This window comes from Providencia sp. LY12, assembly GCF_057621555.1.
On the sequence record NZ_CM172594.1, the window covers coordinates 2,106,760 to 2,132,701 of the forward strand.

General features: G+C 42.3%; 21 protein-coding genes. 14 read left to right on the forward strand and 7 right to left on the reverse strand.

Annotation, left to right across the window (positions count from 1 at the left end; translation table 11 throughout):
* Positions 1 to 126: 126 nt before the first annotated feature.
* Complete coding sequence (gene pntA / locus ACY3ZI_RS10005) at positions 127 to 1,656, forward strand: Re/Si-specific NAD(P)(+) transhydrogenase subunit alpha (RefSeq protein ID WP_487377365.1); 1,530 nt, start codon at positions 127 to 129, stop codon at positions 1,654 to 1,656.
* 13 nt (positions 1,657 to 1,669) lie between these two features.
* Positions 1,670 to 3,058: a Re/Si-specific NAD(P)(+) transhydrogenase subunit beta gene (pntB, locus tag ACY3ZI_RS10010; RefSeq protein ID WP_487377514.1), complete on the forward strand. Its 1,389-nt coding sequence runs from the start codon at positions 1,670 to 1,672 to the stop codon at positions 3,056 to 3,058.
* Positions 3,059 to 3,244: 186 nt separating this feature from the next.
* On the opposite strand, the gene uspE is transcribed toward pntB, so the two are convergent.
* Positions 3,245 to 4,189, reverse strand: coding sequence for a universal stress protein UspE (gene uspE, locus ACY3ZI_RS10015; protein WP_036948142.1), 945 nt, complete (start codon positions 4,187 to 4,189; stop codon positions 3,245 to 3,247).
* A gap of 126 nt (positions 4,190 to 4,315) precedes the next feature.
* Positions 4,316 to 5,071 carry a fumarate/nitrate reduction transcriptional regulator Fnr gene (gene fnr, locus ACY3ZI_RS10020; RefSeq protein WP_006659880.1) on the reverse strand — a complete coding sequence of 252 codons (756 nt, stop codon included), beginning with the start codon at positions 5,069 to 5,071 and terminating at the stop codon, positions 4,316 to 4,318.
* 342 nt (positions 5,072 to 5,413) lie between these two features.
* On the opposite strand from fnr, the gene ACY3ZI_RS10025 reads away from it, so the two are divergent.
* The 5 genes from ACY3ZI_RS10025 to ACY3ZI_RS10045 all read left to right on the forward strand — a co-directional run bounded on the left by ACY3ZI_RS10025 (position 5,414) and on the right by ACY3ZI_RS10045 (position 11,065).
* A complete protein-coding gene (locus tag ACY3ZI_RS10025) occupies positions 5,414 to 6,424 on the forward strand; it encodes an NAD(P)H-quinone oxidoreductase (RefSeq protein WP_487377367.1) in 1,011 nt (336 codons plus the stop codon).
* A 402-nt stretch (positions 6,425 to 6,826) separates the two neighbouring features.
* Positions 6,827 to 8,767: a pyridoxal phosphate-dependent decarboxylase family protein gene (locus ACY3ZI_RS10030; RefSeq protein ID WP_211885513.1), complete on the forward strand. Its 1,941-nt coding sequence runs from the start codon at positions 6,827 to 6,829 to the stop codon at positions 8,765 to 8,767.
* An 82-nt stretch (positions 8,768 to 8,849) separates the two neighbouring features.
* Positions 8,850 to 9,998 carry a tyrosine transporter TyrP gene (tyrP, locus tag ACY3ZI_RS10035; protein WP_487377516.1) on the forward strand — a complete coding sequence of 383 codons (1,149 nt, stop codon included), beginning with the start codon at positions 8,850 to 8,852 and terminating at the stop codon, positions 9,996 to 9,998.
* A 250-nt stretch (positions 9,999 to 10,248) separates the two neighbouring features.
* Positions 10,249 to 10,845: a PadR family transcriptional regulator gene (locus ACY3ZI_RS10040; RefSeq protein WP_487377369.1), complete on the forward strand. Its 597-nt coding sequence runs from the start codon at positions 10,249 to 10,251 to the stop codon at positions 10,843 to 10,845.
* Position 10,846: 1 nt separating this feature from the next.
* A complete protein-coding gene (locus tag ACY3ZI_RS10045) occupies positions 10,847 to 11,065 on the forward strand; it encodes a DEAD/DEAH box helicase (RefSeq protein WP_487377371.1) in 219 nt (72 codons plus the stop codon).
* A 183-nt stretch (positions 11,066 to 11,248) separates the two neighbouring features.
* On the opposite strand, the gene ACY3ZI_RS10050 is transcribed toward ACY3ZI_RS10045, so the two are convergent.
* Positions 11,249 to 12,994 (reverse strand): ABC-F family ATP-binding cassette domain-containing protein, encoded by a 1,746-nt coding sequence (locus ACY3ZI_RS10050; protein ID WP_487377373.1) that lies wholly within the window; start codon positions 12,992 to 12,994, stop codon positions 11,249 to 11,251.
* A gap of 415 nt (positions 12,995 to 13,409) precedes the next feature.
* On the opposite strand from ACY3ZI_RS10050, the gene ACY3ZI_RS10055 reads away from it, so the two are divergent.
* The 6 genes from ACY3ZI_RS10055 (at position 13,410) to ahpF (ending at position 21,758) form a co-directional block, all read left to right on the forward strand.
* Positions 13,410 to 13,886 (forward strand): GNAT family N-acetyltransferase, encoded by a 477-nt coding sequence (locus ACY3ZI_RS10055; protein WP_211885526.1) that lies wholly within the window; start codon positions 13,410 to 13,412, stop codon positions 13,884 to 13,886.
* A 401-nt stretch (positions 13,887 to 14,287) separates the two neighbouring features.
* Positions 14,288 to 15,358 (forward strand): HlyD family secretion protein, encoded by a 1,071-nt coding sequence (locus tag ACY3ZI_RS10060; RefSeq protein ID WP_211885528.1) that lies wholly within the window; start codon positions 14,288 to 14,290, stop codon positions 15,356 to 15,358.
* Between the two features lie 41 nt (positions 15,359 to 15,399).
* The gene (rbbA, locus tag ACY3ZI_RS10065) at positions 15,400 to 18,141 is read left to right on the forward strand and encodes a ribosome-associated ATPase/putative transporter RbbA (RefSeq protein ID WP_211886404.1); all 2,742 of its coding nucleotides are present in this window, start codon (positions 15,400 to 15,402) and stop codon (positions 18,139 to 18,141) included.
* Between the two features lie 2 nt (positions 18,142 to 18,143).
* Positions 18,144 to 19,271, forward strand: coding sequence for an ABC transporter permease (locus ACY3ZI_RS10070; RefSeq protein ID WP_036948121.1), 1,128 nt, complete (start codon positions 18,144 to 18,146; stop codon positions 19,269 to 19,271).
* A 222-nt stretch (positions 19,272 to 19,493) separates the two neighbouring features.
* On the forward strand, positions 19,494 to 20,057 hold the full coding sequence (ahpC, locus tag ACY3ZI_RS10075) for an alkyl hydroperoxide reductase subunit C (protein WP_006659869.1): 564 nt from the start codon (positions 19,494 to 19,496) through the stop codon (positions 20,055 to 20,057).
* A gap of 126 nt (positions 20,058 to 20,183) precedes the next feature.
* The gene (gene ahpF / locus ACY3ZI_RS10080) at positions 20,184 to 21,758 is read left to right on the forward strand and encodes an alkyl hydroperoxide reductase subunit F (protein WP_487377376.1); all 1,575 of its coding nucleotides are present in this window, start codon (positions 20,184 to 20,186) and stop codon (positions 21,756 to 21,758) included.
* Between the two features lie 107 nt (positions 21,759 to 21,865).
* Here the strand turns inward: ahpF and ACY3ZI_RS10085 are convergent, their stop codons facing one another.
* The 3 genes from ACY3ZI_RS10085 to pdxR all read right to left on the reverse strand — a co-directional run bounded on the left by ACY3ZI_RS10085 (position 21,866) and on the right by pdxR (position 24,601).
* Positions 21,866 to 22,192, reverse strand: a complete 327-nt coding sequence (locus ACY3ZI_RS10085) for a hypothetical protein (protein WP_036948116.1) — start codon at positions 22,190 to 22,192, stop codon at positions 21,866 to 21,868.
* Positions 22,193 to 22,437: 245 nt separating this feature from the next.
* On the reverse strand, positions 22,438 to 23,019 hold the full coding sequence (locus tag ACY3ZI_RS10090; RefSeq protein ID WP_487377378.1) for a YebB family permuted papain-like enzyme: 582 nt from the start codon (positions 23,017 to 23,019) through the stop codon (positions 22,438 to 22,440).
* A gap of 94 nt (positions 23,020 to 23,113) precedes the next feature.
* Positions 23,114 to 24,601 (reverse strand): MocR-like pyridoxine biosynthesis transcription factor PdxR, encoded by a 1,488-nt coding sequence (pdxR, locus tag ACY3ZI_RS10095; RefSeq protein ID WP_211885534.1) that lies wholly within the window; start codon positions 24,599 to 24,601, stop codon positions 23,114 to 23,116.
* 102 nt (positions 24,602 to 24,703) lie between these two features.
* Between pdxR and ACY3ZI_RS10100 the strand changes: the two genes are divergently transcribed.
* On the forward strand, positions 24,704 to 25,162 hold the full coding sequence (locus tag ACY3ZI_RS10100) for a GNAT family N-acetyltransferase (RefSeq protein ID WP_211885536.1): 459 nt from the start codon (positions 24,704 to 24,706) through the stop codon (positions 25,160 to 25,162).
* Positions 25,163 to 25,225: 63 nt separating this feature from the next.
* Here ACY3ZI_RS10100 and ybiA read toward each other — a convergent pair whose 3' ends face one another.
* Positions 25,226 to 25,765, reverse strand: coding sequence for a riboflavin biosynthesis intermediates N-glycosidase (ybiA, locus tag ACY3ZI_RS10105; protein WP_211885538.1), 540 nt, complete (start codon positions 25,763 to 25,765; stop codon positions 25,226 to 25,228).
* Positions 25,766 to 25,942 lie beyond the last annotated feature (177 nt).

Consider the following 25,942-nt stretch of genomic DNA (forward strand, 5'->3'; position numbering starts at 1 on the left):
GTAGGTTATTAGGACATTTTACAGCTGTTCAACGACAAAATAGGACTTTTCCTTTTGATAAGGCAGTCATTTTTTTGGCGAATAACCTACAACATAGATTACTTCGAGCTTTAAAAAGGGAATATTATGCGAATTGGTATACCAAGAGAACGACTTGCCAATGAAGCGCGTGTTGCCGCTACACCATCAACAGTCACCCAATTGTTAAAATTGGGTTTTTCGGTGTGTGTTGAGCAAAATGCGGGACATTTAGCAAGTTTTGATGATGCAGCTTATGAGCAAGCTGGTGCAGAAATTGTCTCTCGTGAGAGCGCGTTTTCTGCGGATATTGTGTTTAAAGTGAATGCACCATTGTCGGACGAAATTCCTTTATTGAAAGAAGGGGCGACTTTAGTCAGCTTTATTTGGCCGGCGCAAAACCCTGAATTAATGGAGGCATTAAAAGCTCGTAATATCAACGTAATGGCAATGGATGCAGTGCCGCGTATTTCTCGGGCACAATCACTCGATGCATTGAGTTCAATGGCAAATATTGCCGGTTACCGCGCGATTGTGGAAGCCGCTCATGAATTTGGACGCTTCTTCACCGGACAAATTACTGCTGCTGGTAAAGTGCCACCAGCAAAAGTGATGATCATCGGTGCGGGTGTGGCGGGTCTTGCTGCGATTGGTGCGGCAGGCAGCTTAGGCGCGATTGTTCGCGCATTTGATACTCGCCCTGAAGTGAAAGAGCAAGTTCAAAGTATGGGTGCCGAGTTCCTCGAATTAGATTTTAAAGAGGATGCGGGGAGTGGAGATGGTTACGCGAAAGTGATGTCTGAAGCCTTTATTAAGGCAGAAATGGCGCTATTTGCTGCTCAAGCAAAAGACGTGGATATCATTGTAACAACAGCACTTATTCCGGGTAGACCTGCGCCAAAATTGATCACCAAAGAGATGGTTGAATCAATGAAGCCGGGCAGTGTGGTGGTTGATCTTGCTGCACAAACGGGTGGTAACTGCGAGCTGACCCAAGCAGATAAATTAGTTGTCACCGATAATGGTGTCAAAATCATCGGTTACACCGATTTACCAAGCCGTTTACCAACGCAATCGTCTCAGCTATATGGTACTAACCTTGTTAACTTGATGAAGCTGTTATGCAAAGAAAAAGATGGCGAAATCACGATTGATTTTGATGATTTAGTCATTCGCGGCGTTACGGTTATCAAGCAAGGCGAAATCACCTGGCCAGCACCGCCAATTCAAGTTTCAGCTCAGCCACAAGCGAAGCCGAAAGCCGTTGAAAAGATGAAAGCGCCAGAGAAAAAGATGTCACCGGTAACCAAAATGGCGCTGATGGCACTGGCTATCATCTTGTTTGGTTGGTTCGCCAACTCAGCTCCAGCCGAGTTTTTATCGCACTTTACCGTCTTTGCGCTGGCTTGTGTGGTGGGATACTACGTGGTGTGGAACGTCACCCATGCGCTGCATACCCCGTTGATGTCGGTCACTAACGCCATCTCAGGGATTATTGTTGTTGGTGCATTGCTGCAAATTGGCAGCGGTGGCTGGGTAAGTTTCTTATCCTTTATTGCGATCTTGATCGCAAGCATCAATATTTTCGGTGGGTTCACAGTAACTCAACGTATGTTAAAAATGTTTCGTAAGGGATAAGGGGTAACTTATGTTGTCAAGTGGAGTTGTGACAGCAGCCTACATCGTTGCTGCTATCCTATTTATTTTCAGCCTCGCGGGGCTATCTCGCCATGAAAGTTCTCAACGCGGGAACACATACGGCATTATCGGTATGGGGATTGCCCTGATTGCAACCATCTTAGGACCTCATAGCGCCAATGTGGGTTGGATGATTGTGGCAATGGTGATCGGTGCCGTGATTGGTATTCGTTTAGCCAAAAAAGTTGAAATGACCGAAATGCCTGAGCTGGTTGCTATTTTGCACAGTTTTGTGGGTTTGGCGGCGGTACTCGTGGGCTTCAACAGCTTTATTGCAAGTGAAGGTCACGCCAGCAGCGTGATGGAAAATATTCATTTAACGGAAGTTTTCTTGGGCATTTTCATCGGTGCGGTCACGTTTACAGGCTCAATTGTGGCTTATGGCAAACTGTCGGGAAAAATGTCATCGAAGCCGATGATGTTACCAAATCGCCATAAACTTAACCTTGCAGCCTTAGTCGTTTCATTTATTTTGCTGGTTATTTTCGTTAAAACTGACAGCGTTGGCTTGCAAGTATTTGTTATGTTGATCATGACCGCGATTGCATTAGCCTTCGGTTGGCATTTAGTTGCCTCTATCGGTGGTGCAGACATGCCAGTGGTTGTTTCCATGCTGAACTCATATTCAGGATGGGCAGCGGCAGCGGCAGGTTTCATGCTCAGTAATGACTTACTTATCGTGACAGGGGCCTTAGTTGGTTCATCGGGTGCTATCCTTTCTTATATCATGTGTAAAGCAATGAACCGTTCGTTTATCAGTGTTATTGCTGGCGGGTTTGGTACTGATGGTTCATCAACAGGTTCTGAAGAAGAGATGGGCGAATACCGCGAAACGACAGCGGAAGAAGTCGCTGAAATGTTGAAAAATTCAACTTCAGTGATTATTACTCCGGGCTATGGTCTGGCGGTAGCTCAGGCGCAGTATCCGGTGCATGATATTACGGCAAAACTGCGTGAACGCGGTATCAATGTTCGTTTTGGTATTCACCCAGTTGCAGGGCGCTTACCAGGACACATGAACGTACTGTTAGCGGAAGCGAAAGTTCCTTATGACATCGTATTAGAAATGGATGAAATTAATGATGATTTCGCCGAAACAGATACGGTGCTGGTTATCGGCGCGAATGATACCGTGAACCCAGCGGCACAAGAGGATCCAAATAGCCCAATTGCGGGTATGCCTGTATTAGAAGTTTGGAAGGCAAATAATGTCGTTGTGTTTAAGCGCTCAATGAATACAGGGTATGCGGGGGTACAAAACCCACTGTTCTTTAAAGAAAATACTCAAATGTTATTTGGTGATGCGAAAGCCAGCGTGGATGCAATTTTAAAAGTGCTGTAATTGCTTATCATTGACAATATAAAATAAAATGCCCTGAATTCAGGGCGTTTTTATATCTGAATATTCGCTTTTTATTATTAATCGAATTATGAGTAATTAAGAATGGTCATTAAGAAGATAATAGAAAAAAGCTCATAAATATTTCTATTTATGAGCGTCTAAATTTGATTGTTATTGCCAGTTTAACTAATCATCTGCGGCACTAATAGGGCAGACAAAACCGTCAGGTTTAATCGCTAATAAATCGCATTTTAGCTTATCAATAACATGTTCTGCCGTATTCCCTAAGAAGGCAGCTGAAAGCCCAGTACGACCTAATATACCGAGCACCACGACACCCGCGTGTAGTTCTTCACACATGTCAGGGATGATTTTTTCAGGTAGCCCTTCACGAACATGGGTATATTTCTCATCAATCGCAAATTTCTGCCGCAGGCTTTTCATGGCTATCAGATGCTGACCGCGTAGGGCATTGTTATACAAGCTTGGGTCAAAATCAGGCAGCTCAATGGCAATGTTCATTGGCGCAATCGGGTAAGCGCTAACTAAATGAATTTCCTGCTCTTTAATAACCCGTCGCGCAAGATCTTGGGTTTTCTCAACCAATTTGATATTTAGGTCATCATGGTAAGATTCTTCATTAGAAAGATTCACTGCAACCACAACAGAACCGTGATCTGGCCAAACTTTATCTTTTACCATCCAAACAGGACACGGGCATTTTCTTAATAAATGCCAGTCTAGCGGGGTAAAAATGATGGACTCTAAGTTGTCAGTTTGATGCGCCATTTTCAGTAGAAGGTCATGTTGACCGCTGATCACTTCCTGAATGATGGCTTCATAAGGCTTGTTGTGCCAAATGACTTTAATTTCTATCTCAATACCCGCTTCTAAATAAAAATGGGCTTGCTGTTTGATCCAAGCAGCTTTTTGGCTGATCACCCCTTTGCGCATCGCATTGCGTTCTTCAGGAGAAAGCAGGGTGGTCATATCATAAGATAGGTCGTAGATAGGCAGGAAGGCTTTTATCCGTCCGCCATTACGCTGCACGATATAAACTGCACGCCTTAATGCCGGTTGATCATCCTGATTTGGGTCGATTGCTACTAAAAGATTTTTATAGTTAGCCATGCTGACATCCTCTCAATAAACGGATAGTTCCATCTCTCTAAACTATGTTATTGGGGATAAATACGCAAGAAATGTGATTAAAAAGTAACAACGGATCACAAAGTTTGTGACCCGTTTATAGGAATACTAGCAAGAAACAGGGGATACTTTACCAGCGATATCAGTCAGTTTCGCCATATCGTCGATGGTAATATATTTACCTTTAACGCTGAGCATACCGCTTTTTTGGAAGCGGCCTAACAGACGGCTAATTGTCTCAACGGTTAAGCCAAGGTAATTACCAATATCGCCACGAGTCATGGTGAGTCTGAATTCTCTTGGTGAGAAACCACGCTCAGCAAAACGATGAGATAGGTTAAGAATAAATGCAGCTAAACGCTCTTCCGCATTTTTCTTAGATAATAAGAGGATCATTTCTTGGTCCCCTTTAATTTCACCGCTCATCAGGCGCATAATTTGCTGGCGCAGGTTAGGCATTTTGCCAGATAAATCGTCCAGCGTTTCAAATGGAATTTCACAAACCATTGAAGTTTCTAGCGCTTGAGCAAAACTTGGGTGCTGTGTATGAATAATGGCATCAAAACCAACGAGGTCGCCCGCTAAGTGGAAACCAGTGATTTGCTCATCGCCTTCTTCAGTAATGGTGTAGCTTTTAATTGTGCCAGAGCGAATAGCGTATAAAGAACGTAATTCATCGCCGGCTTTAAATAAAGCTTGGCCTTTTTGAATAGGTTTTTTACGTTCGATAATATTATCGAGTTGATCCAGTTCGTGTTCATTCAGAGTAAAAGGAATACACAGCTGACTAATACTGCAATCCTGGCAATGAATAGCACAACCACCAGACTGGATGCGACGAACAACTCTTTTTTCTGGGATCATATTAAATGCTCAATCAGGTTAAAATTATTGATATGAGTCAATTTTAGCATAAGATAATTGATCAGGTAAGGGCTATATAAGACAGAAACGAGTTATTAAATAAAAAAGCAAAGAATGCTAAATTTACCAATCTAATAGATTCAGCAGATCATGCTAATTTACGGGATATTCGCAATTTCATGATTTGACATATATTAAATACATAAATTTAATATATAAAAAGAGGGACAAAAAACTTAATAAAAACACGTTTTATTTTACGTCATTTATTAGCATTAAATTAACACAAGAATAAACAGAAAAATATCATTTTTTCCTATTAACTTATAAAAAGAGGTCATAATGAATAACAATTTGATGTCGTTGCCCCCATTAATGACAGCTGTCGACATTATTGATCCAAGCGTTTCGGATGAACTGCAGCTAATAGAAATTCCGCTCCCTAAACTCCTTCCTGGTCATTTAATCGTTAAAGTGGAAGCCTCAGGTGTTAACCGTCCTGACATTTTCCAACGCAAAGGCTCATACCCACCACCGCCAGATGCTTCACCAATCATGGGACTTGAGGTATCAGGTACAGTTGTGGCTAAAGCTGATGATGTAACAACGTGGGCGATAGGCGACCGAATTTGTGCACTTGTAGCAGGTGGTGGTTACGCAGAGTACTGCTTAGTGCATCAGGATATTGCTTTGCCATTAGGAAATTTATCCTTTGAAGAAGGGGCTGCTATCCCAGAAAACTTTTTTACTGTTTGGGCGAATATGTTCCAGATTGGGCAGTTGAAAAAAGGGGAAGCAGTACTTATTCATGGTGGTACCTCGGGTATTGGTAGTGTCGCCATCATGTTAGCAAAAGCCTTTGGTGCCACGGTGATAACGACGGTTGGCTCAGAAGATAAAGCGATAGCGGCGAAATCACTTGGTGCGGATTGTGTGATTAATTACCGAACAGACGATTTTGTTAAAGTGACTCAGGAGTATACAAATCATCATGGTGTGAATATGGTCGTCGATATTATTGGTGGAGACTATGTCAGTAAAAATTACGTAGTAGCCGCAAAATTTGGACGGATTATCCAAATTGGCATGATGAAAGGAAACCCAACTCAGCTGAACATGATGCCAATGATGGTAAAACGTTTAACCCACACTGGATCGACAATGCGCTCTCGAAGTAATGAAGAGAAAGCGCAAATCGCAAAAGAGCTGCATCAGCAAGTTTGGGGAATGTTACAGAATGGTAAGATAAAACCAATAATTAACAAAATATATACATTGTGTCAGGTGGAACGTGCACATCACCATATGGAGTCAGGGGATTTGATTGGTAAAATTATTTTAATAAACAGGTAGCTACGACCTAACTATTTTTTAATCTTTATATAATTAGATAATAATTACGTAGGGTATTATTTGTTATTTATAACAAATAATTTACATTATCAAGTCTTTTGAGCGTAAATATCTCTTTACAGATGATTAATTTTTGAATTTTTGTGCCTGTCCACAAATCCGAACAAAATTAAGATGAGTTTGTTAATGTTTTAATGAAGATGGATTATATCTATAGACAAGTTGGCTCATTAACGGCTTGTCTACTACTGAATATAGGTTAAGGATATAAGTCTAGTCATATCATTAACAAGTTGTCATTCGACACAGACATCCCCCCGTTATTGCACTTTCCAATGATAATGAGTTGAGTAACTTAATGCAGCTGGTGCCAGCCAGCTGTAGTTTGAAGGTGTAGTGATAATGAATAATTTTAAAAATAAAAGCATGAACGTAGATGCATTGTTCCTCGGACCTAAATCTGAAAATGCGGTATTTTTCAGAGAAATGATGGAATATGCAGTGACTGAGCATATGCATTGGCGTTCTGGTTATCATCCTGAAGATCCCGATTTAATTACTACCGTCGATAGATATGCACCGGAATATCGGGATACGTTATATCGCACTGAAGGTATCCTTAATCAGCTTTCCTCAAAGTTGAAAACTACGTCAGTGCCTTGGTTTTCACCGCGTTACATGGGGCATATGAACGCGGATACTTTGATGATCTCCAATCTCGCGTATGTCATGGCTATGATGTACAACCCAAATAACTGCGCACAAGAATCTTCACCGACAACGACGGTATTAGAAATCGAAGCGGGGTTAGATTTATGCGGTATGTTTGGATATGACGTGCAAAAATCTTGGGGGCACATTACCTCGGGTGGCACAGTAGCTAACTACGAAGGGTTATGGGTCGCGAGAAACATTAAAACCTTACCTTTAGCCATGGCATCCCACCCTCAAGCCAAACAACTCTTAACTGATGTTTCAGAAAACGCGTTACTGAATATGCGTACCTGTGATGTATTGGATCTGATTGATGAGTTGAAAAAGCAAGGGTTGTTTGAAGAAATTCGCAATCTGACCTGCCGAGGCACCGGTGTTGAACAAGGTAAACTCGGTAAATTGTTAGTGCCGCAATCCAAGCATTATTCGTGGATGAAAGCGATGGATATCTTAGGGTTAGGGCAGCAAAACATTGTTCAACTTCCCGTTGATAAACGTTATCGCACGGATGTTTCGCAAATGCGTGACATTGTTTTCTCATTGATTGAAAAAGGCGAGCCTATTCTTGCAGTAGTCGCTGTTGTAGGTACCACTGAAACAGGTGCTATTGATAACGTCGCTGAAGTCATTAAATTACGCGAGGAATGTGAGCAACGCTTTGGCGTTTCATTCTATGTGCATATTGATGCGGCGTATGCAGGTTATGCCTGTGCAATGTTCCGTGATGAAAACAACCAATTCCTTGAATATGATGCGCTTATTGCACGTTACCATGACGAAGGTGTTTTCCCGCCAGATATCGTTTGGCCAAAGCCTGATGTTTATCAGAGTTTCCGAGCTTTAAACCAAGCTGACTCCATCACAGTTGATCCGCATAAAGTCGGTTTTATCCCTTATGCTGCTGGGGCGATTTGTATGAAGGACAAACGCATTGTCGATTTGATTTCCTATCATGCGGCCTATGTGTTTGAAGAAGTGAAAGAAAGTAGCCGTAAAACCGATAAGCAACAGAATGTATTACTGGGCTCATCGATTATGGAAGGCTCAAAAGCTGGCGCGACGGCAGCAGCAGTATGGGCTGCACATCGGTTAGTTCCGCTGAACTTATTGGGGTATGGCAAAGTCATTGCGGCTGGGGTAACAACCGCCAATTGGATGATTGAAAAAATCAATGCCAGCGAGCCGTTTGTGATTGATGGGCGTGAGTTTACATTGGCAGCGATGCCTGCACCGGATTTCCACATGATCAACTTTATGTTCAGGGAAACGGGAAACACCTCATTAGAGAAACAAAACCAGTTAAATAAACGTTTGTATGAACTCTGCTCTTATGCAGCAGGACGCACTTATGCAAATGATTTTTTAACGTCGTCAACATCACTTACCCATGAAGAGTACGGTGATAATCCTCAGAATCTGTGTCTAGAGGCGAATTTCAAGGAAGAGGAATGGCATAAAGTCCATTCAATTTATGTATTAAGGGCCGCAATTATGACCCATTGCCTGCGTGATAAACAGCACTTCGATAACTACTGGAATGAATTAAGAAACATCTTTGAAGACAAACTACAACAGCTCATTGATGAAGAAAATAAACGTAATCATTCCATTCAAAAAGTTAGTGTTTAATTAATTTTGTTAGGATCTCAATATGAAAAATCGCACACTTGGTAGTGTTTTTATTGTTGCAGGTACTACGATCGGCGCTGGAATGTTGGCGATGCCAATTGCAGCGGGAAGTAATGGGTTTTCAGTCAGTTTAGTGATGCTATTTGGTCTGTGGGCGCTAATGTGCTACACCGCATTATTGCTGGTTGAAGTTTATCAGCATGAATCCCATGAAACTGGGATAGGTAGCGTTGCCCAGCGCTATTTAGGCTCGAGTGGGAAGTTCATCACAGGTTTCAGTATGATGTTTTTAATGTATGCCTTAACTGCCGCGTATGTGACGGGAGCAGGGCAAATCATTACCTCCAATCTGAAAAGCAGTTTTGCCATTGAAATGGCAGACTGGATGGGCATTGTCGTCTTTACCATTATTGGTGGTGGGGTTGTTTGCTTTGGTACTTCATCCGTCGATTTTATTAACCGCATCTTGTTTACCGCGAAAATCGTCTTTTTAGTGATCATTCTGGCAATGATGTTCCCGCATGTGGAACAGTTAAATTTATTGTCAGCACCAACCGATAAAATTTTGATCCTCGCGGCTATCCCTGTCTTTTTTACCTCATTTGGTTTCCACGGAAGTGTGCCAAGTGTCGTGAAATATATGGGTGGTGATGTCAAAAAACTGCGAATTATCTTTATATTAGGCAGTGCGATTCCGCTAGTTGCTTATATTTTATGGCAAATCGCTACGCTGGGCAGTATTGGCACGAATACCTTTGTGGGAATTTTAGCTGAGAATTCTGGGTTAAATGGACTACTGGAAGCCATTAAAGCGGTTGCACAGTCAGGTAAAACTGAATTCGTCGCACAAATGTTTATGAGCCTTGCATTAGCCACATCATTCCTTGGGGTTGCGTTAGGTTTGTTTGACTTCTTAGCCGACTTGTTTAAGCGCCAAGATAATGCATCAGGGCGTATTCAAACCGGGCTGATTACCTTTTTACCTCCGCTTGTTTTCGCATTGTTTTACCCGAAAGGTTTCGTGATGGCGTTGGGTTATGCGGCAATCGCGCTGTCTATCTTAGCGTTATTACTGCCAAGTGCGATGGCTCTGAAATCTCGTCATGTTAACCCTCGCAAATACCAAGTACTCGGTGGTAAGCCAGCATTAGTGATTGTGTTCCTGTGTGGTATTGCAGTTATCGGCATCCAGCTCGGTATTGTCTTCAAAGTTCTGCCGGATATTGGCTAACACTAACGAGTTATTGTTTTGATTTAGAAAGCCAGTTCTCTCGCAGAACTGGCTTTTTTCATTTACTTGGATCACTAAAAACACTTTTTGTACTCTAAGACGCTAATTTTCTCGCTATCATAATGATAATGGTTATCATTAGCACGTATTGATAAAAACAGATATATCTAATTCTGGCATTATTCAGAAAACCGATTATGATATTAGATATATCGGTTTTTAATTTTTTGCACATTTACTGAGAGACCAAATGGACAATCCAAAAACCCTCGATACATGTCTATGTGAGGGTAAAAGTGTTCGGCGCATGTTTAATCCAAAACAGCTGCGTATTTATATTTTGCATTTACTCGTAGATGGCGCGAATTATGGTTATGAACTGATAAAAAAAATCAGTGAGGAAACAGCTGGATTTTATTGCCCAAGCCCTGGCGTGATTTATCCGACACTGACATTACTGGAAGAACTGAATTTTATTTCAACCAGTAAAGAAACGGGTAAAGGGCGTAAATGCTTTGCTATCACGCCGGAAGGCCGCTGTTTTTTACTTTTGAAAGCGGACATTCTGGCTGAAGTTAAAATGAAGCTAAATTATGCGCAAGAGCTGAAAGCGGGTAACCAATTTGCCAATGAAATTGAGTTAGCGGTAGATAAATTCAAATCATTACTCCGGCATAAAATTGTATTACAGCAGTTATCAAAGCAAGAATCGGCTCAAGTGGTGGATATTATCAACCAAGCCGTAAAACGAATTGAGCAAGTGAATGAGGCGCTATTAGTTTCTGAAAATAACGTAGTCTCGGAAAATAATGCCGTTTTAGAGAAGAACGCAGTAGAAGGAAAATAACATGGCAAAAACCCGTCATATTATCCAAGTTAAAGAGCAAATTCATATGAAAGAGACCATGCAGCCAGAACAAGTGATGCAGCCGGAAGAAAATAAGCAAATCGAGCTAAAAGATGAACAGGCAGATTCCGCGTCGAAGAGTAAGGTTAAATTTAAAGAGGTAGTTTGTCCTAGTGTGCCAATGTCATACTTTAAGCGAGCAAAAAAACAGAAATATTAAGTTAGATGTAACACAGGTGGCAAAACAGTTATTCATAAAATGAGAGTAAATAGGGTGATTGACCCCATTTCACCGATAAGGATTTGCGTTACTTTATTAATAATTATTTTGTCACGGTATTGTTTTGTTATTGAAGCAATGAAAAGCCCCTAGTGCACGTTGGCATCTAGGGGCTTTATTATTTTAGATCTCTAGCAAAGTTTGAATTCGCTTCATTTCCTCAATCCACTGTTGCTGAAGAAGAGGCTTCTGATGCGCAACTTTACGTTGTTTATCTGCTGCTAACTTTTCTTCCAGCTCCAACAGCTGCTCAAGTAGGTCATCTTCATGAGAATGAGGCATGACCCCTTGTGTATTTTCAGAAATTAAACGGGTTTGGCTCTCTTCCAACTCGTTCTCTGAGAAGGCGGATTGTTTCTCTATCTTCTGGTAAATTTCTTCCAGATCCAGATACTCTTCCAAGCGATTATTATGAATATACCAATAACGCTGGCAACTATTTTCAATTAACCATTTATCATGACTAACGACTAACAGCGCCCCTTCAAATTGGGAAATTTGCTCGCTCAGCGCTTCCTTACCTTCAAGATCAAGGTGGTTTGTCGGTTCATCCAGCAAAATTAGCGCATATTGCGCCAAACTTAGCCCAATAAATAACAAACGCGCTCGTTCACCACCACTTAGCGTTGCCACTTTTTGCTGATGGCGAGAATAGGCAAATCCTGCACTGATCAGCGCCATTTTTCGCTGTTCATCGGTGATAGGGGCAAAATGCCGCAATGCATCGATTAAACTATCATGGTCATTCAACTGTGCTAATTGCTGATCGTAATAACCTACTGAAATCGTTGGATGGAACTTTAACTGTGTTTCATAACGCAGGTCAGCAAGGTATTGCTGCCAAATCAAACGCAGTAGCGTGGATTTTCCGCAGCCATTGGCACCCATAATGGCAATTCGGTCACCGCTTTTCACTTGCGAAAAGGGGACTGAAAACAGAAGTTGTCCATCCGGCGTGGTGACTTGTGTATTATCTAACTCAAGTACTCGATCCGCAGGTATCGCTTTTCCATTCAGTAACAATTGCCATTGATAGCCTTCAGTGAGGTCTGTTTGATCCTCTTTTAAACGATCTATCTGTTTTTCCATTTGCTTCGCTTTTCGAGCAAGCCCTTCATTGTCATAAACTTTGCCCCAAATCGCTAACCGCTTGGCACTTGAAGCAATACGGTCAATTTCCTTTTGCTCGGCGTTAAAGCGATGCTCATCGGCGCGGTCGGTTTCTGCTAATGCTTGGCGTGCTTGGCTGCATGGAAGCCGATAAAAATGCAGAGTTTTATCTCGCAAAATCCACGTACTGTTTGTCACCTTATCCAACAAAGATTGGTCATGAGAAACCAACACAAAGCTACCTTTCCAACTTTGAAGGAAATTCCCTAACCAAATAAGGGTAGGTAAATCCAAATGGTTACTCGGTTCATCTAACAGCAATAAATCAGGCTGGCTGATTAACGCGCGCCCTAACAGTAAACGCGTATGTTGACCGCCACTAATGGCATTTGCCGATTGCTCCCACTGATGAGGTGCAAACCCTAATTCCGTTAATAACACTTCTGCTCGCCAACGTTCAGAAACATGTTCTTGCGTGGGCAGTTTTTGCAGTAGCGCATCTATCAAGGTTAATGGGGCGACTTTCGCAGGAAGATGCTGCTCGATATACGCAGTCACACAATGATTGGAATAGGTAATTTGCCCGCTATTTGGCGATAACTGAGAGGTCAAAAGCTTCAATAAGGTACTTTTGCCGCTACCATTGTGACCAATCAAACCAATACGGTCACCTTGAAGTAAAGTGAAGCTGATATCAGACAGTAATGAGGTGGTGGAGGTATCGTAGTTTAATGATTTTACAGATAATAATGTGCTCATAGCTTACTCAATTTCTAGGCGTAAAAACGCCGGGTATCGTCGATACGACAACCCAGTAAGCTGAGAAAAGACTCTTTAGCTGCTTTGCTCAGGCAGGGTTATCGCAGTGTAACACTGTGAAAGCCTGAGCTCTGGCGATTACCAAAGAAGTGTGAGTATTCAATAAGATCACACAACAGCATAAGATTAGCCTCCTTTTTTATTTTCAATATTTCGGTTGAACAATGGGGTGGATGATAGCAAAGAAGGGGATTTTAGAGCAATAGACCCATTCATTCTGTTTATCTGTTGTTATGAGTTATTGGTTATAAATCATTCTTATAATGGCGTTGCTTTGATGAATAAAACTGCTGAGCGTTAGGGTTTAGCGCCATCGATGGTTAAAATTGAGCCTCAAACAACAAGAGAGATAATAATGGATATACAAATTAGAACGGCAACCCGTGAAGATGCCCCGCTGATTTTAGAGATGATTATTGAGTTAGCCGTCTATGAAAAAGCGCGTCATGAAGTAAAAGCCAGTGTTGCTGATATTGAAAACTCATTGTTCGCACCAGATTCCAAAACCGAAGCGTTACTGTGTTACGTTGATGGTAAACCGGCGGGTTATGCCGTATTTTTTACCAGTTATTCAACATGGTTAGGCAATAATGGGATTTATTTAGAAGATTTGTACGTTTCACCCGAGCGCCGTGGCGCGGGGGCAGGGAAAAAACTCCTCAAGCACATTGCTCAATTGGCTTTTGAACGCCAGTGCCAGCGCTTAGAGTGGAGTGTATTAGATTGGAATCAGCCAGCCATTGATTTTTACCAAAGCATCGGTGCACAACCACAAGACGAATGGGTGCGATATCGCATGGATGCTGAAACAATTGCGAAGTTTGCCAATTAATTTGCTAGCAAAGCAATATTAACTGCTAAAAAAACATTAACGCTTAAATAATATTTTCATCACCATGTCAAAGCCAGCAAATAACGTTGCTGGCTTTATTGTTACTTTTTTATATTCCTATCTACACTTGAAACAATCTCTTTTTTCGAGAGGGTGACTTTTTTGTGATACATAACGATTTAACCTAAGCTAAATTCTGATAAAGTTATAATAAATAATAAGATAGCCTCGCAAAATGGCTGTTATATAGACTTTGTCCGTTATAAAAATAATAAAACAATAAAATGTAGATGATATTTATTTCAAGAGAAAACAGTTTTGTAATGTGACTAATTAATTTAATTAACGACCAAAAACAACTGTGGTTCACTAATTTATTCAATGAATAGAGAAGGGATGGTATGAAAATAAATAAGCGCAAAGTATCGTTTTATCTTATTTTGGTTCTGGCAATTATAGCGGTCGGATATTATTACTGGAGCCAAAACTCGAGTAGTCTTCCTGAGGGTTTTGCACAAAGTAATGGCAGAATTGAAGCCACCGAGATAGATATAGCGACTAAAACAGCAGGGCGAATTGATACCATCCTTGTCAAAGAAGGGGACTTTGTCCAACAAGGGCAAGAACTCGCCCGTATGGATACCCGTGCCCTACAGGAACAACTCCATGAAGTACAAGCTCAGTTACGCCAAGCCATTAGTGCGGTTGCCACGGCAGAGTCAGGGTTAGTACAGCGCAAAAGTGAAAAGCTGGCGGCTCAGGCAGTCGTTCGTCAACGTGAAGCGGAGCTAGATGCTGCACAAAAACGGTTAAATCGTTCTCGCGTCCTAGTGAAAACTAAAGCCGTTTCTCAACAGCAAGTGGATGACGACACAGCACAAATGCAAGGTGCAAAGGCTGCGCTTGAAGCTTCAAAGGCTCAAGTTGCTGCATCCACCGCCGCCATTGACTCTGCACAAGCGGGTATCGTCCAAGCGAAAAACCGCGTAGAAGCTGCAACGGCAACAGAAAGACGCATCACGGCTGATTTAGAAGACAGTATTCTAAAAGCACCACGTAATGGACGCATTCAATATCGAGTGGCGGAGCCAGGTGAAGTCCTTGGTGCGGGTGGTCGCGTGCTGAACATGGTGGATTTAAGTGACGTGTATATGACCTTTTTCTTGCCAACAGAACAAGCTGGCAAGGTTGCTCTTGGAAGTGAAGTTCATATTATTCTCGATGCGGCCCCAAATATTGTGATCCCAGCCAAAACCTCATTCGTTGCCAGTGTTGCACAATTTACGCCTAAAACAGTGGAAACCCAAAATGAACGCTTGAAACTAATGTTCCGCGTTCGTGCACGTATTTCTCCTGAATTGCTGGAAAAACACCTTGAATATGTCAAAACAGGTTTGCCCGGAAAAGCATACGTTCGCTTAGATGCACAAGCCGCATGGCCAACTGATCTTGAGGTGAGATTACCACAATGATCGCTAACACAATGATCCATAAAATAAAGACCGATAAATTGATGGATGATGTGATTGTTGATTTACAGCATGTCAGCCAAAATTACGGTGATAACTGTGCGTTGGATGACATCACTCTCGCAATTCCTGCTCGAAAAATGGTGGGGCTGATTGGCCCCGATGGCGTGGGCAAATCAAGCTTAATGTCACTGATTGCAGGCGCCCGTGTGATCCAGCAGGGGCAAGTCAATGTACTCAATGGGGACATGCATAACAGCGACCATCGTCGCAATGTCTGTCCCAAAATTGCCTATATGCCTCAAGGGTTAGGGAAAAACCTTTACCATACGCTTTCCGTGTACGAGAACGTGGATTTTTTCGGTCGATTATTTGGGCAATCCAACGAAGAGCGAGCCTATCGCATTCAGGATCTTCTTGAAAGTACAGGGCTAGCTCCCTTTAAAGACCGACCCGCAGGGAAGTTATCGGGCGGGATGAAACAAAAGCTAGGATTATGCTGCGCGCTAATTCATGACCCAGATTTATTAATTCTTGATGAACCGACAACGGGGGTTGACCCCTTATCTCGGGCGCAGTTTTGGGATCTTATTGACCGCATTCGAGAGCGCCAAACCAATATGAGCGTGCTGGTGGCCACGGCTTATATGGAAGAAGCGGAGCGCTTTGATTGGTTGGTGGCGATGGATGATGGCAAAGTGATGGCAACTGGGCATGCGTCTGAATTAAAAGCCCAAACGGGTTGTGATGACCTCGAAGCGGCCTTTATCGCGCTATTACCCGAAGAAAAACGTGCGGGTCACCAAAAAGTGGTGATTCCTCCTCGAGATACACGAGGTGATGACGTTATCGCTATCGAAGCTCAGGATTTAACGATGCGTTTCGGTAACTTTGTGGCGGTGGATCATGTGAATTTTAAAATTCCGAAAGGAGAAATTTTCGGCTTTTTAGGTTCCAATGGGTGTGGTAAATCCACCACCATGAAAATGTTAACAGGCTTATTGCAAGCCAGTGAAGGTCAAGCGTGGCTCTTCGGGCAAGAGATTGACCCAAAAGATATTGAAACCCGCAAGCGCGTTGGGTACATGTCCCAAGCCTTCTCTTTGTACAGCGAATTAAGCGTTCAGCAAAACCTTGAATTACATGCCAAACTATTCCACATTCCCGAAGATAAAATTAACCAGCGCATTGATGAAATGTGTCAGCGTTTTGACTTGGAGGATGTGCGAGAAACACTCCCTGATGACCTACCACTAGGGATACGTCAACGCCTCTCTTTGGCTGTCGCGGTTATCCACCAGCCAGAAATGCTGATCCTCGATGAACCGACTTCCGGGGTTGACCCCGTCGCTCGGGATATGTTCTGGAACTTAATGGTCGATCTTTCAAGACGTGACGGTGTCACTATTTTTATCTCCACACACTTTATGAATGAAGCGGAGCGTTGCGATCGAATCTCATTGATGCATGCAGGCAAAGTACTGGATTGTGATACCCCAGAAAATCTGATCAAAAAGCGTGGGTTAGATACCTTAGAAGCCACGTTTATTGCCTATTTGCAGGATGCAGTGGGCGATAAAGATACGGGCAAAGAGACCGCCCCTGAATTTCATGTGGATGCAAAACTGAAAGAGCAAGCGGCGGAAGCACTCAAAAAACGCTTCAGTTTACGACGTTTATTTAGCTATAGCATTCGTGAAGGTATGGAGTTACGGCGAGATCCTGTGCGTTCCACATTGGCGTTATTAGGGACGGTGATCCTGATGTTTATCATGGGATATGGGATCAGCATGGACGTGGAAAACCTACGTTTTGCTGTACTCGACCGAGACCAAACAGGTTTGAGCCAAGGCTATACGCTGAACTTAGCAGGTTCTCGCTACTTTATTGAGCAGCCTCCATTGCAAGATTATGAGCAGCTCGAATCGGGTATGCGCAGCGGAAAAATCACGGTGGCGATTGAAATACCGCCTAATTTTGCTCGTGATATCGCCAAAGGAAATAACGTTAAACTGGGCGTATGGATAGACGGCGCGATGCCAAATCGTGCGGAAACGGTGCGTGGCTATGTGCAAGCGATGCATTTAGCGTGGTTAAGCACTATGGCGGCGCGTCAGCCTGCAGGTGTTGCAGGAATTCCCGCTATTGATATCGAAACACGCTATCGTTATAACCCGGATGTTCGTAGCTTACCGGCGATTGTTCCCGCCGTTATTCCTCTATTATTAATGATGATCCCTGCGATGCTCAGCGCGCTCAGTGTGGTGCGTGAAAAAGAGTTGGGCTCAATTATTAACCTTTATGTCACCCCGATCACCAAATTAGAATTCCTGCTCGGTAAACAACTCCCTTATATTGTTTTAGGGATGTTCAACTTTGTTTTACTTTGCATTTTATCCGTCTATGTTTTTGGTGTGGAATTTAAAGGCAGTTTCTTGTCATTGAGCTTGGCAGCGTTTTTGTACATCACCATAGCAACCGGAATGGGGCTGCTGATATCCTGTTTTATGAAGAGCCAAATCGCAGCCATTTTTGGGACATCAATTATTACCTTGATCCCTGCAACCCAATTCTCCGGCATGATTGACCCTGTTTCTTCCTTGGAAGGGATTGGTCGCTGGGTAGGGCAAATTTACCCAACATCCCACTTTTTGACCATTACACGGGGAACCTTCTCTAAAGGGCTTAATTTCTTTGATTTACAAGCCTCATTTATCCCGCTAGCCATCACGATCCCGATTGTGATTGGTTTGAGTGTTTATTTCCTGAAAAAGCAGGAGGCATAGGGATGTTTCGTAAAATACAGAATATTTTCAACTTGGGTGTGAAAGAATTACGAAGCTTAGGGCGTGATAAGGCAATGCTGGCGCTGATTGTGTTTGCGTTTACTGTCTCGATTTATTCATCTGCAACGGTAACGCCGGGTTCGCTGCATAATGCTCCGATAGCCATTGCAGATCAGGATAAATCCCAGCTTTCAAACCGTATTATTAATAGCTTCTATGAACCGTATTTCTTACCGCCAGCGGATATTGTACCGAATGAAATAGATGGCTTACTGGATAGAGGCGCCTATACGTTTGCAATTGATATTCCACCTAACTTTCAACGGGATGTACTTGCAGGGCGTCATCCTCAATTGCAAGTTAATATTGATGCAACACGCATGAGTCAGGCCTTTTTGGGTAATAGCTATATCCAAAATATTACCTTAGGAGAAGTGAACGAATTTTTGGCGAAATACCGCAGCCAAGGGCGTTTACCGGTTGATCTTGAAGTGCGTATGCGGTTTAACCCAAACTTAACGCAATCTTGGTTTGGTTCTGTGATGGCTATCATTAACAACATTACAATGTTATCGATTGTTCTAACTGGTGCTGCACTGATCCGGGAACGTGAACATGGTACTGTCGAGCATTTAATGGTGATGCCGTTAACGCCTTTTGAAATCATGATGTCAAAGATTTGGTCGATGGGATTAGTGGTACTGATTGCCTCGGCAGTCTCACTGTTGCTGGTGGTGAAAACCTTGCTGCAAGTACCGATTGAAGGGTCGATATTGCTGTTTATGTGTGGGGTTGCGCTTAGCCTGTTTGCCACCACATCGATTGGGATTTTTATGGGAACGATTGCGCGCTCAATGCCACAATTTGGTCTATTGATGATCTTAGTATTATTACCGTTAAACATGCTTTCTGGGGGGATGACTGCCCGTGAAAGTATGCCGCAACTGGTACAAGACATCATGCTAACCATGCCGACAACCCACTTTGTTAGCCTAGCGCAAGCCATTTTATATCGTGGTGCGGGATTCGAAATTGTGTGGCCACAGTTTGTTATTTTAGTGGTCATTGGTAGCGTATTTTTCAGCTTTGCATTAATGCGCTTTCGCAAAACCATTGCCACAATGGCATAGTTTTTATTGCATCAGCTCCCATTAAATTACCTCGAATTACTTCTCACAAAACGCTTGCAGATTTTATCGGCAAGCGTTCTAATGCAGAACCATATAAAATACTATGCCTATCAATTTTTAATTAATGATTAGATTTTGCCTATCAAATCGATAGCAACGACTGATTGGATTAAGTCTCTGTGAAACAGTAACTTAATAGTCAACCAAACAGGAGGACATCAAATGTCATTAATTAATACTCAAATCAAACCTTTTTCTAATCAAGCTTTTAAAGACGGTAAATTTATCGAAGTAACAGAGAAAGATGTTGCGGGTAAATGGAGCGTTTTCTTCTTCTATCCAGCGGACTTCACTTTCGTTTGCCCAACTGAATTAGGCGACATTGCTGACCATTACGCTGAATTCCAAAAAATGGGCGTAGATATCTACTCTGTATCGACTGACACTCACTTTACTCACAAAGCATGGCACGAAAGCTCTGAAACCATCGGTAAAATCAAATACGCGATGATCGGCGACCCAACAGGTGCTCTGACTCGTAACTTCGAAAACATGCGTGAAAACGAAGGTCTGGCTGACCGTGGTACATTCGTTGTTGATCCACAAGGTATCATCCAAGCTATCGAAATCACTGCGGAAGGCATTGGTCGTGACGCTGCTGACTTACTGCGTAAAGTTAAAGCTGCTCAATATGTTGCAAGCCACCCAGGTGAAGTTTGCCCAGCTAAATGGAAAGAAGGCGAAGCAACACTGTCTCCATCTTTAGATTTAGTCGGCAAAATCTAATCGATAACCCTCGATAAGAATATTGCAAAATAAGCCACGTTGCAGGCGCTAAACACAATTAAGTAAAAGCCTGCAACGGGCTATTCGACGGGTATATGTACCCGATTTTATGACCAAGGGGATTACATGCTCGATAATAATTTACAGGCTCAATTAAAAGCCTATCTGGAAAGATTAACTAAACCCGTAGAGTTAGTTTCGAATTTAGATGACAGCGCAAAATCAATTGAAATAAAACAATTACTTGAACAAATTGCGTCGCTGTCTGACAAGGTGACTGTGCGTGAAGAGCGCGATGCTGCACAAAGAACACCTTCATTTTTAATCACCAACCCAGGGACTAATATTGGCGTGCGTTTTGCAGGCTCACCATTAGGCCATGAATTTACCTCTTTAGTGCTGGCTCTCTTGCAAGTGGGTGGTCATCCATCCAAAGAAGCACAAGAATTGTTGGATCAAGTGAAAGGGCTGGAAGGCGACTTTAACTTTGAAACTTACTATTCATTATCTTGCCATAACTGCCCTGACGTTGTGCAGGCGCTGAACTTAATGGCGGTATTGAATCCGAACATCAGCCATACGGCGATTGATGGTGCGCTGTTCCAAAACGAAATTGACGAACGCAACATCATGGGTGTTCCTGCTGTTTTCTTAAACGGCAAAGAATTTGGTCAAGGTCGCATGACATTAAGCGAAATCGTGAGCAAGGTGGATACCAATGCTGACGCGCGTGCGGCAAAAGCGATTAGCGAACGTGATCCATTTGAAGTTCTGATCATCGGTAGTGGTCCAGCGGGTGCATCCGCTGCGGTTTATACTGCGCGTAAAGGCATTCGTACCGGTGTTATCGGTGAGCGTTTCGGTGGGCAAGTCATGGATACCGTTGATATCGAAAACTATATTTCGGTATTAAAAACTGAAGGCGCAATTTTAGCTGGCGCCCTGAAAAATCATGTGGATAGCTACAATGTTGATGTGATTGATGGTCAATCTGTCACTAAGCTTATTCCTGCTGAACAAATTGGCGGATATCACCAAATCGAAACCGCATCAGGCGGTGTGATGAAGGCACGCAGTATTATTATTGCCACTGGCGCACGCTGGAGAAATATGGGTGTTCCGGGCGAACAAGAGTACCGTACAAAAGGAGTGACATTCTGTCCTCACTGTGATGGTCCACTGTTTAAAGGCAAGCGTGTCGCGGTAATCGGTGGCGGTAACTCCGGTATCGAAGCGGCGATCGATTTAGCGGGTATCGTTGAGCATGTGACGGTATTGGAATTCGCGCCAGAATTGAAAGCGGACTCCGTGTTGCAAGCCAAAGCCCGCAGCCTGAGCAATATCGATATTATTTTGAATGCTCAAACGCTTGAAGTTAAAGGCGATGGCAGCAAGATGACTAGCTTAGAGTACAAAGACCGCACGGATGAAAGCGTGCATTCTTTGGAAGTAGCAGGTGCGTTTGTTCAAATCGGTTTATTACCAAATACCAATTGGTTGGGTGATGCCGTTGCTCGCAACCGTATGGGCGAAATCGAAGTTGATGCTCGTAACGAAACCAGCGTGAAGGGCGTATTCGCCGCAGGTGACTGTACAACAGTGCCTTATAAACAGATTATCATTTCCGCCGGAGAGGGTGCCAAAGCCGCATTGAGCGCATTTGATTACCTTATCCGCACAAGTACCAGAACCGCTGAATAGCTCATAGTTTAGCGGGTTGTAGCCAAAAGGCACTCGGGGGCGAGTGCCTTTTTTTGTGGTTCTAATAATCAAGATAAGTAAGGCAATTTCATTAATATAATTGCTAATCACTTTACCCACACATCCACAACTCTAGCCACCACTGGTAGTAATTGAGTCAATATCACACTACCCACAAACCATAAAATAATTTTATTGGCGCTGGCGGCTAAAGCTTCTTTGGTGGAATAGTTGGATTTAATTACGGCGATATTGGTTTTGACTTCATGCAGATCATTTTTCATTTTATCGATCTCTTTTTCTAAGCTATTTAACTTTGAATCCATATTATTTCCCCCATGAGATGCTCTTGGATGATGCTGTTTAAATGAATTATCGCTGTAAGAAACAAATAACATTAAAGGGACTTGTTTTTCTCGGAATTGATTCGCCATTGCGTTTCTCCTCAATCCTTTTACTGAACGTGCTCATCCATAATTGCGTTTTGAACAAACGAACGGGCATAAAAATCGGTGTATGGGGTAGGAGGGTATTTTGATGAGGAAATAGAGTCAAAAAATAGCGTGAAGATAGTGCTGAAGTTACTCCTAAAAACGTTGAGTTGCTAGCTAAAGCCCTGTGGTTCAGGGCTCTTTATCTGTGTAGTCAGAGTCAATCAATCAGTTGTTAAATGCAGGAATTAATGAATATCTTCGTGACTACGGTACACCAAAGAAAGCTCTGGATGATGCCATAAGCTAGCAGGGGTGACGGTCGTGCGCTCCCAAGGAATGGAACCAATAAACCACAGCTTCCAGAATTTTAATTTGGCATTCGGATTTTTTGTTAATAATTTTTGGAAAGTTTCGATTTCACCAATACGAATAGATAGGGCAGATTGGTAAATGTCGAATACAAATTTGGAGCAAAACTGGCGTGATGAATCGTATTTAAACCCTGTATGGTAAAACTTATTTAATCGTGGAAAAACTTGTGTCACTAACGCTTGTTTTTGTGCTTCGGTTAAATGTGTGGATAAGCGGCGCACACTGTAACGATGCTCAGATGAGCGGGCAATAAAACGGGATAATGTGGTGGTAGTCGATAAAGGAATGCGGCTTTCTGCGACTAAATAGTCTTCTCCATCATGACCAACGATCATGCCCACATGGTTACTCCAACACTTTGATGCAGAAGCGATTTGGCGAAAAACTTCAGTGCCGATACTGGTGAAAACAATGTCACCGATTTCCAGTTCATATGGGTAGCTTATTTTTGTCATAGACACCTCAATAGAGTGAAAAGTTACATTGAGGTCATCTTATAAGCCGTCCAATACTAGCGGCAATCGGAATTGCGGCGAATATCATTTCTGTTTAACCTGGGTATATTTTCAACAATGCCTCACTTAATAACTGAATGTTCTGGATGATCTCTTGTTCAGTGTGGGCGGCATATCCAAATAGAATGGCATCATTATTTTGGCTGTTAATACAATAACGAGATAATGGCTGTGCACCAAAACCAAGGTTACGACACTGTTCTAGGATAATCTCTAAGTTATAGCCTTTTCTTACCCAACAGACGGTATGGATTCCTGAATCATTCATTTGGGCATCAAAAATATGCGGGAGATATTGATTGATGGATTGGCAAAAAGCAGTTTGGCGTTCATAACAAATTTTGCGGATCTTACGAATATGTCTCGCGTAATGACCTTCTTGAATAAACTGCGCTAAAGCGGCTTGTTCTAAATAACTACAATGACTGTCACTGTAATATTTCATCATCGTAAAAGTTTCACTCAGACTTTCTGGCACAATTAAAAATCCAAGGCGAAAACCGGGATACATCATTTTAGAAAATGTACCGGCATATATAACACGTTGATGATTATCAAGCCCTTGTAAGGCTTGAATCGGTTTGGATAGAAAACGAAATTCGCTGTTGTAATCGTCCTCAAATATCCAAGCATTGTTCTGTTGCGCCCAATCTAATAGTGCAAGACGGCGGGGTAGACTTAAAGTTGTTCCAAGTGGAAATTGATGTGATGGTGTAGTGTAAATCAGTTTGGCATCACCATGATATGCAGCCGCGTATTCAATATTCATCCCTTCATTATCGGAAGGGATCGGTGAAATATTGGCGCCAGCGGCGGTTAAAATTGCACGAGCACTATCATAACCAGGGTCATCGAGCCAAACAGTATCGCTTTGTTTTAATAAGACTTTAGCTACTAAATTTATTGCCTGCTGGGTTCCGTTGACGATAATAATTTGCTTGTCATTGCAATGAACACCTCGGGTTGAACGCACATAATCAGCTAATAATTTTTTGAGTGGTATATAGCCATCAGGATGATTATAGTGCGTGATATCATGCTTGGATTTTCGCCAAACTCTTCCTAATAACCGCCCCCAAAGGTCATGGGGAAACTGATCAACACAACCAACGCCAATATTAAATATTGAGCGCTTATTGGTATTGGGGCGAGACTGTGCCCAAAGTGGCTGAAGGTTATTCAATATGGGGTTCAGATAAAGTGCAGGATTCTCTCGTTGGAAAGCGGCTTGATTGGTGGTTATTGTACGAACTAACTCGTCAGGAATTTGTGCAGAAACATACGTTCCAGAGCCTTGCTTTGAATATAAATAACCTTCATCGATTAGGCGTTCAAATCCAGCAATGACTGAGTTGCGCGAAATTGACATCATCTCAGCCAACGCCCGAGTCGAAGGTAATTTTAGGCCAGCAGCAATTCGTCCATCCAATATTGCATTACGGATCGTATGGTAAACCCCTTCATTAATTCGACCCTGTTCAATTAATAACAGTGGGAACTGAGCTTGCTGCTTTCTTCTCATAAGTGGATCCTAAATAAATAACAAAAGTGTATCTTATACAGTACCAGATAGCTCTGTACTATAACCTCATTCAGTTATATGTCTACAAATGGAAGGGTTATTATGAATAATGCAGAACTACTGGTATCTATTGAGTTTGTTTCTCCTGAGCACTACCCAGAATGGTTAGTTTATTGGTTGGAGTATCAAAAATTTTATCAAGTGGATTTAAGTGAAGAAATTACATTAAAAGCATGGGCGCGTTTCTTCGATGAAAAAGAGCCAATGCATTGTGCTGTTGCGTTGGAAGGGAACAAAGTGGTTGGTTTTGTGAACTATCTTTACCACCGTTCCACTTGGGCAGAAAATGATTTTTGTTATTTAGAAGATCTTTATGTGACCCCTGAAGTTCGTGGTCGCCATGTAGGGAAGCAATTAATTGAGTTTGTTCAGCAACAAGCGCAGCAGAAACAGTGTGGACGTTTATATTGGCATACCCAGGAAACCAATTTACGTGGACAAAAGTTATACAATTGGGTCGCAGAAAAACCGGGCGTTATTGAATATAGAATGCCACTATAAATGAGTATTTAATAAAATGAAGACCCGCTGTTTGATAACAGCGGGATATTTGTGCTAAAAATCTTAATTGGCTAATTGTGTCCGTACTTCCATTAATGCAAAGCCCAATAAATTTAAGCCTTTCCATGTAAGCGGATTTTCAATATTCTCCGCATCTTCCGCTAAACCAATTCCCCATATTTTATCGACAGGGCTCGCTTCCACAAGGACGCGCTCATTGGTTGCCAATAAGAACTGCTTTAGTGCATCATTTTGAGAAAACTTGGCCAAATTAGCTTTTACAACAATATCAAATCTGTTTGCATCCCAAATATCTTGTTTAAAGCCTCGAACTTCTCGTCCAAAGGCTTTTGCTGCTCCAGGATTCGGAGCATGGATAATTTTTTGCAGAATTTCACTATCGCCAAATAAACGTGCTTTTTCTGCCATCATAAAATGTTCAGCACTGGCGAAACGGTTACCATCAACGATAAAAGGGGCAGGGTACCATTGGCTAAAACAGCTTTTTGTGACTTGCTGTTGCTTGGTTTGATGCCCCCAGAAAAAGACATACTTAAATTTCTTACCAGTTCGGTAGAGCTTACAAAGGTTTTTTATATCCATAGGAATAACTTGAAAAAATAATAATTAGATTTAATGAGAGTAACGATAAATAAATGTGTTGGCTATCAGAATAACCTGCACTGTATTTTTGAATAAAGTTCACACTCTGGAAGGGTATCTAGCAACATCGCTTTTTTTAACTAACATCCCATTAATTTTAACGATATAGTCACATTT

What these genes read in the sequence shown, in the direction of transcription:
- pdxR (WP_211885534.1), bottom strand. Translation starts at nt 24,601, where the DNA reads ATGAGAAGAAAGCAGCAAGCTCAGTTCCCACTGTTATTAATTGAACAG.
- ahpF (WP_487377376.1), top strand. Translation starts at nt 20,184, where the DNA reads ATGCTCGATAATAATTTACAGGCTCAATTAAAAGCCTATCTGGAAAGA.
- rbbA (WP_211886404.1), top strand. Translation starts at nt 15,400, where the DNA reads ATGGATGATGTGATTGTTGATTTACAGCATGTCAGCCAAAATTACGGT.
- ACY3ZI_RS10090 (WP_487377378.1), bottom strand. Translation starts at nt 23,019, where the DNA reads ATGACAAAAATAAGCTACCCATATGAACTGGAAATCGGTGACATTGTT.
- ACY3ZI_RS10070 (WP_036948121.1), top strand. Translation starts at nt 18,144, where the DNA reads ATGTTTCGTAAAATACAGAATATTTTCAACTTGGGTGTGAAAGAATTA.
- ACY3ZI_RS10040 (WP_487377369.1), top strand. Translation starts at nt 10,249, where the DNA reads ATGGACAATCCAAAAACCCTCGATACATGTCTATGTGAGGGTAAAAGT.
- fnr (WP_006659880.1), bottom strand. Translation starts at nt 5,071, where the DNA reads ATGATCCCAGAAAAAAGAGTTGTTCGTCGCATCCAGTCTGGTGGTTGT.
- ACY3ZI_RS10060 (WP_211885528.1), top strand. Translation starts at nt 14,288, where the DNA reads ATGAAAATAAATAAGCGCAAAGTATCGTTTTATCTTATTTTGGTTCTG.
- uspE (WP_036948142.1), bottom strand. Translation starts at nt 4,189, where the DNA reads ATGGCTAACTATAAAAATCTTTTAGTAGCAATCGACCCAAATCAGGAT.
- tyrP (WP_487377516.1), top strand. Translation starts at nt 8,850, where the DNA reads ATGTTGGCGATGCCAATTGCAGCGGGAAGTAATGGGTTTTCAGTCAGT.
- ACY3ZI_RS10045 (WP_487377371.1), top strand. Translation starts at nt 10,847, where the DNA reads ATGGCAAAAACCCGTCATATTATCCAAGTTAAAGAGCAAATTCATATG.
- ACY3ZI_RS10025 (WP_487377367.1), top strand. Translation starts at nt 5,414, where the DNA reads ATGAATAACAATTTGATGTCGTTGCCCCCATTAATGACAGCTGTCGAC.
- ACY3ZI_RS10055 (WP_211885526.1), top strand. Translation starts at nt 13,410, where the DNA reads ATGGATATACAAATTAGAACGGCAACCCGTGAAGATGCCCCGCTGATT.
- ACY3ZI_RS10085 (WP_036948116.1), bottom strand. Translation starts at nt 22,192, where the DNA reads ATGGCGAATCAATTCCGAGAAAAACAAGTCCCTTTAATGTTATTTGTT.
- ahpC (WP_006659869.1), top strand. Translation starts at nt 19,494, where the DNA reads ATGTCATTAATTAATACTCAAATCAAACCTTTTTCTAATCAAGCTTTT.
- pntA (WP_487377365.1), top strand. Translation starts at nt 127, where the DNA reads ATGCGAATTGGTATACCAAGAGAACGACTTGCCAATGAAGCGCGTGTT.
- ybiA (WP_211885538.1), bottom strand. Translation starts at nt 25,765, where the DNA reads ATGGATATAAAAAACCTTTGTAAGCTCTACCGAACTGGTAAGAAATTT.
- ACY3ZI_RS10050 (WP_487377373.1), bottom strand. Translation starts at nt 12,994, where the DNA reads ATGAGCACATTATTATCTGTAAAATCATTAAACTACGATACCTCCACC.
- ACY3ZI_RS10100 (WP_211885536.1), top strand. Translation starts at nt 24,704, where the DNA reads ATGAATAATGCAGAACTACTGGTATCTATTGAGTTTGTTTCTCCTGAG.
- ACY3ZI_RS10030 (WP_211885513.1), top strand. Translation starts at nt 6,827, where the DNA reads ATGAATAATTTTAAAAATAAAAGCATGAACGTAGATGCATTGTTCCTC.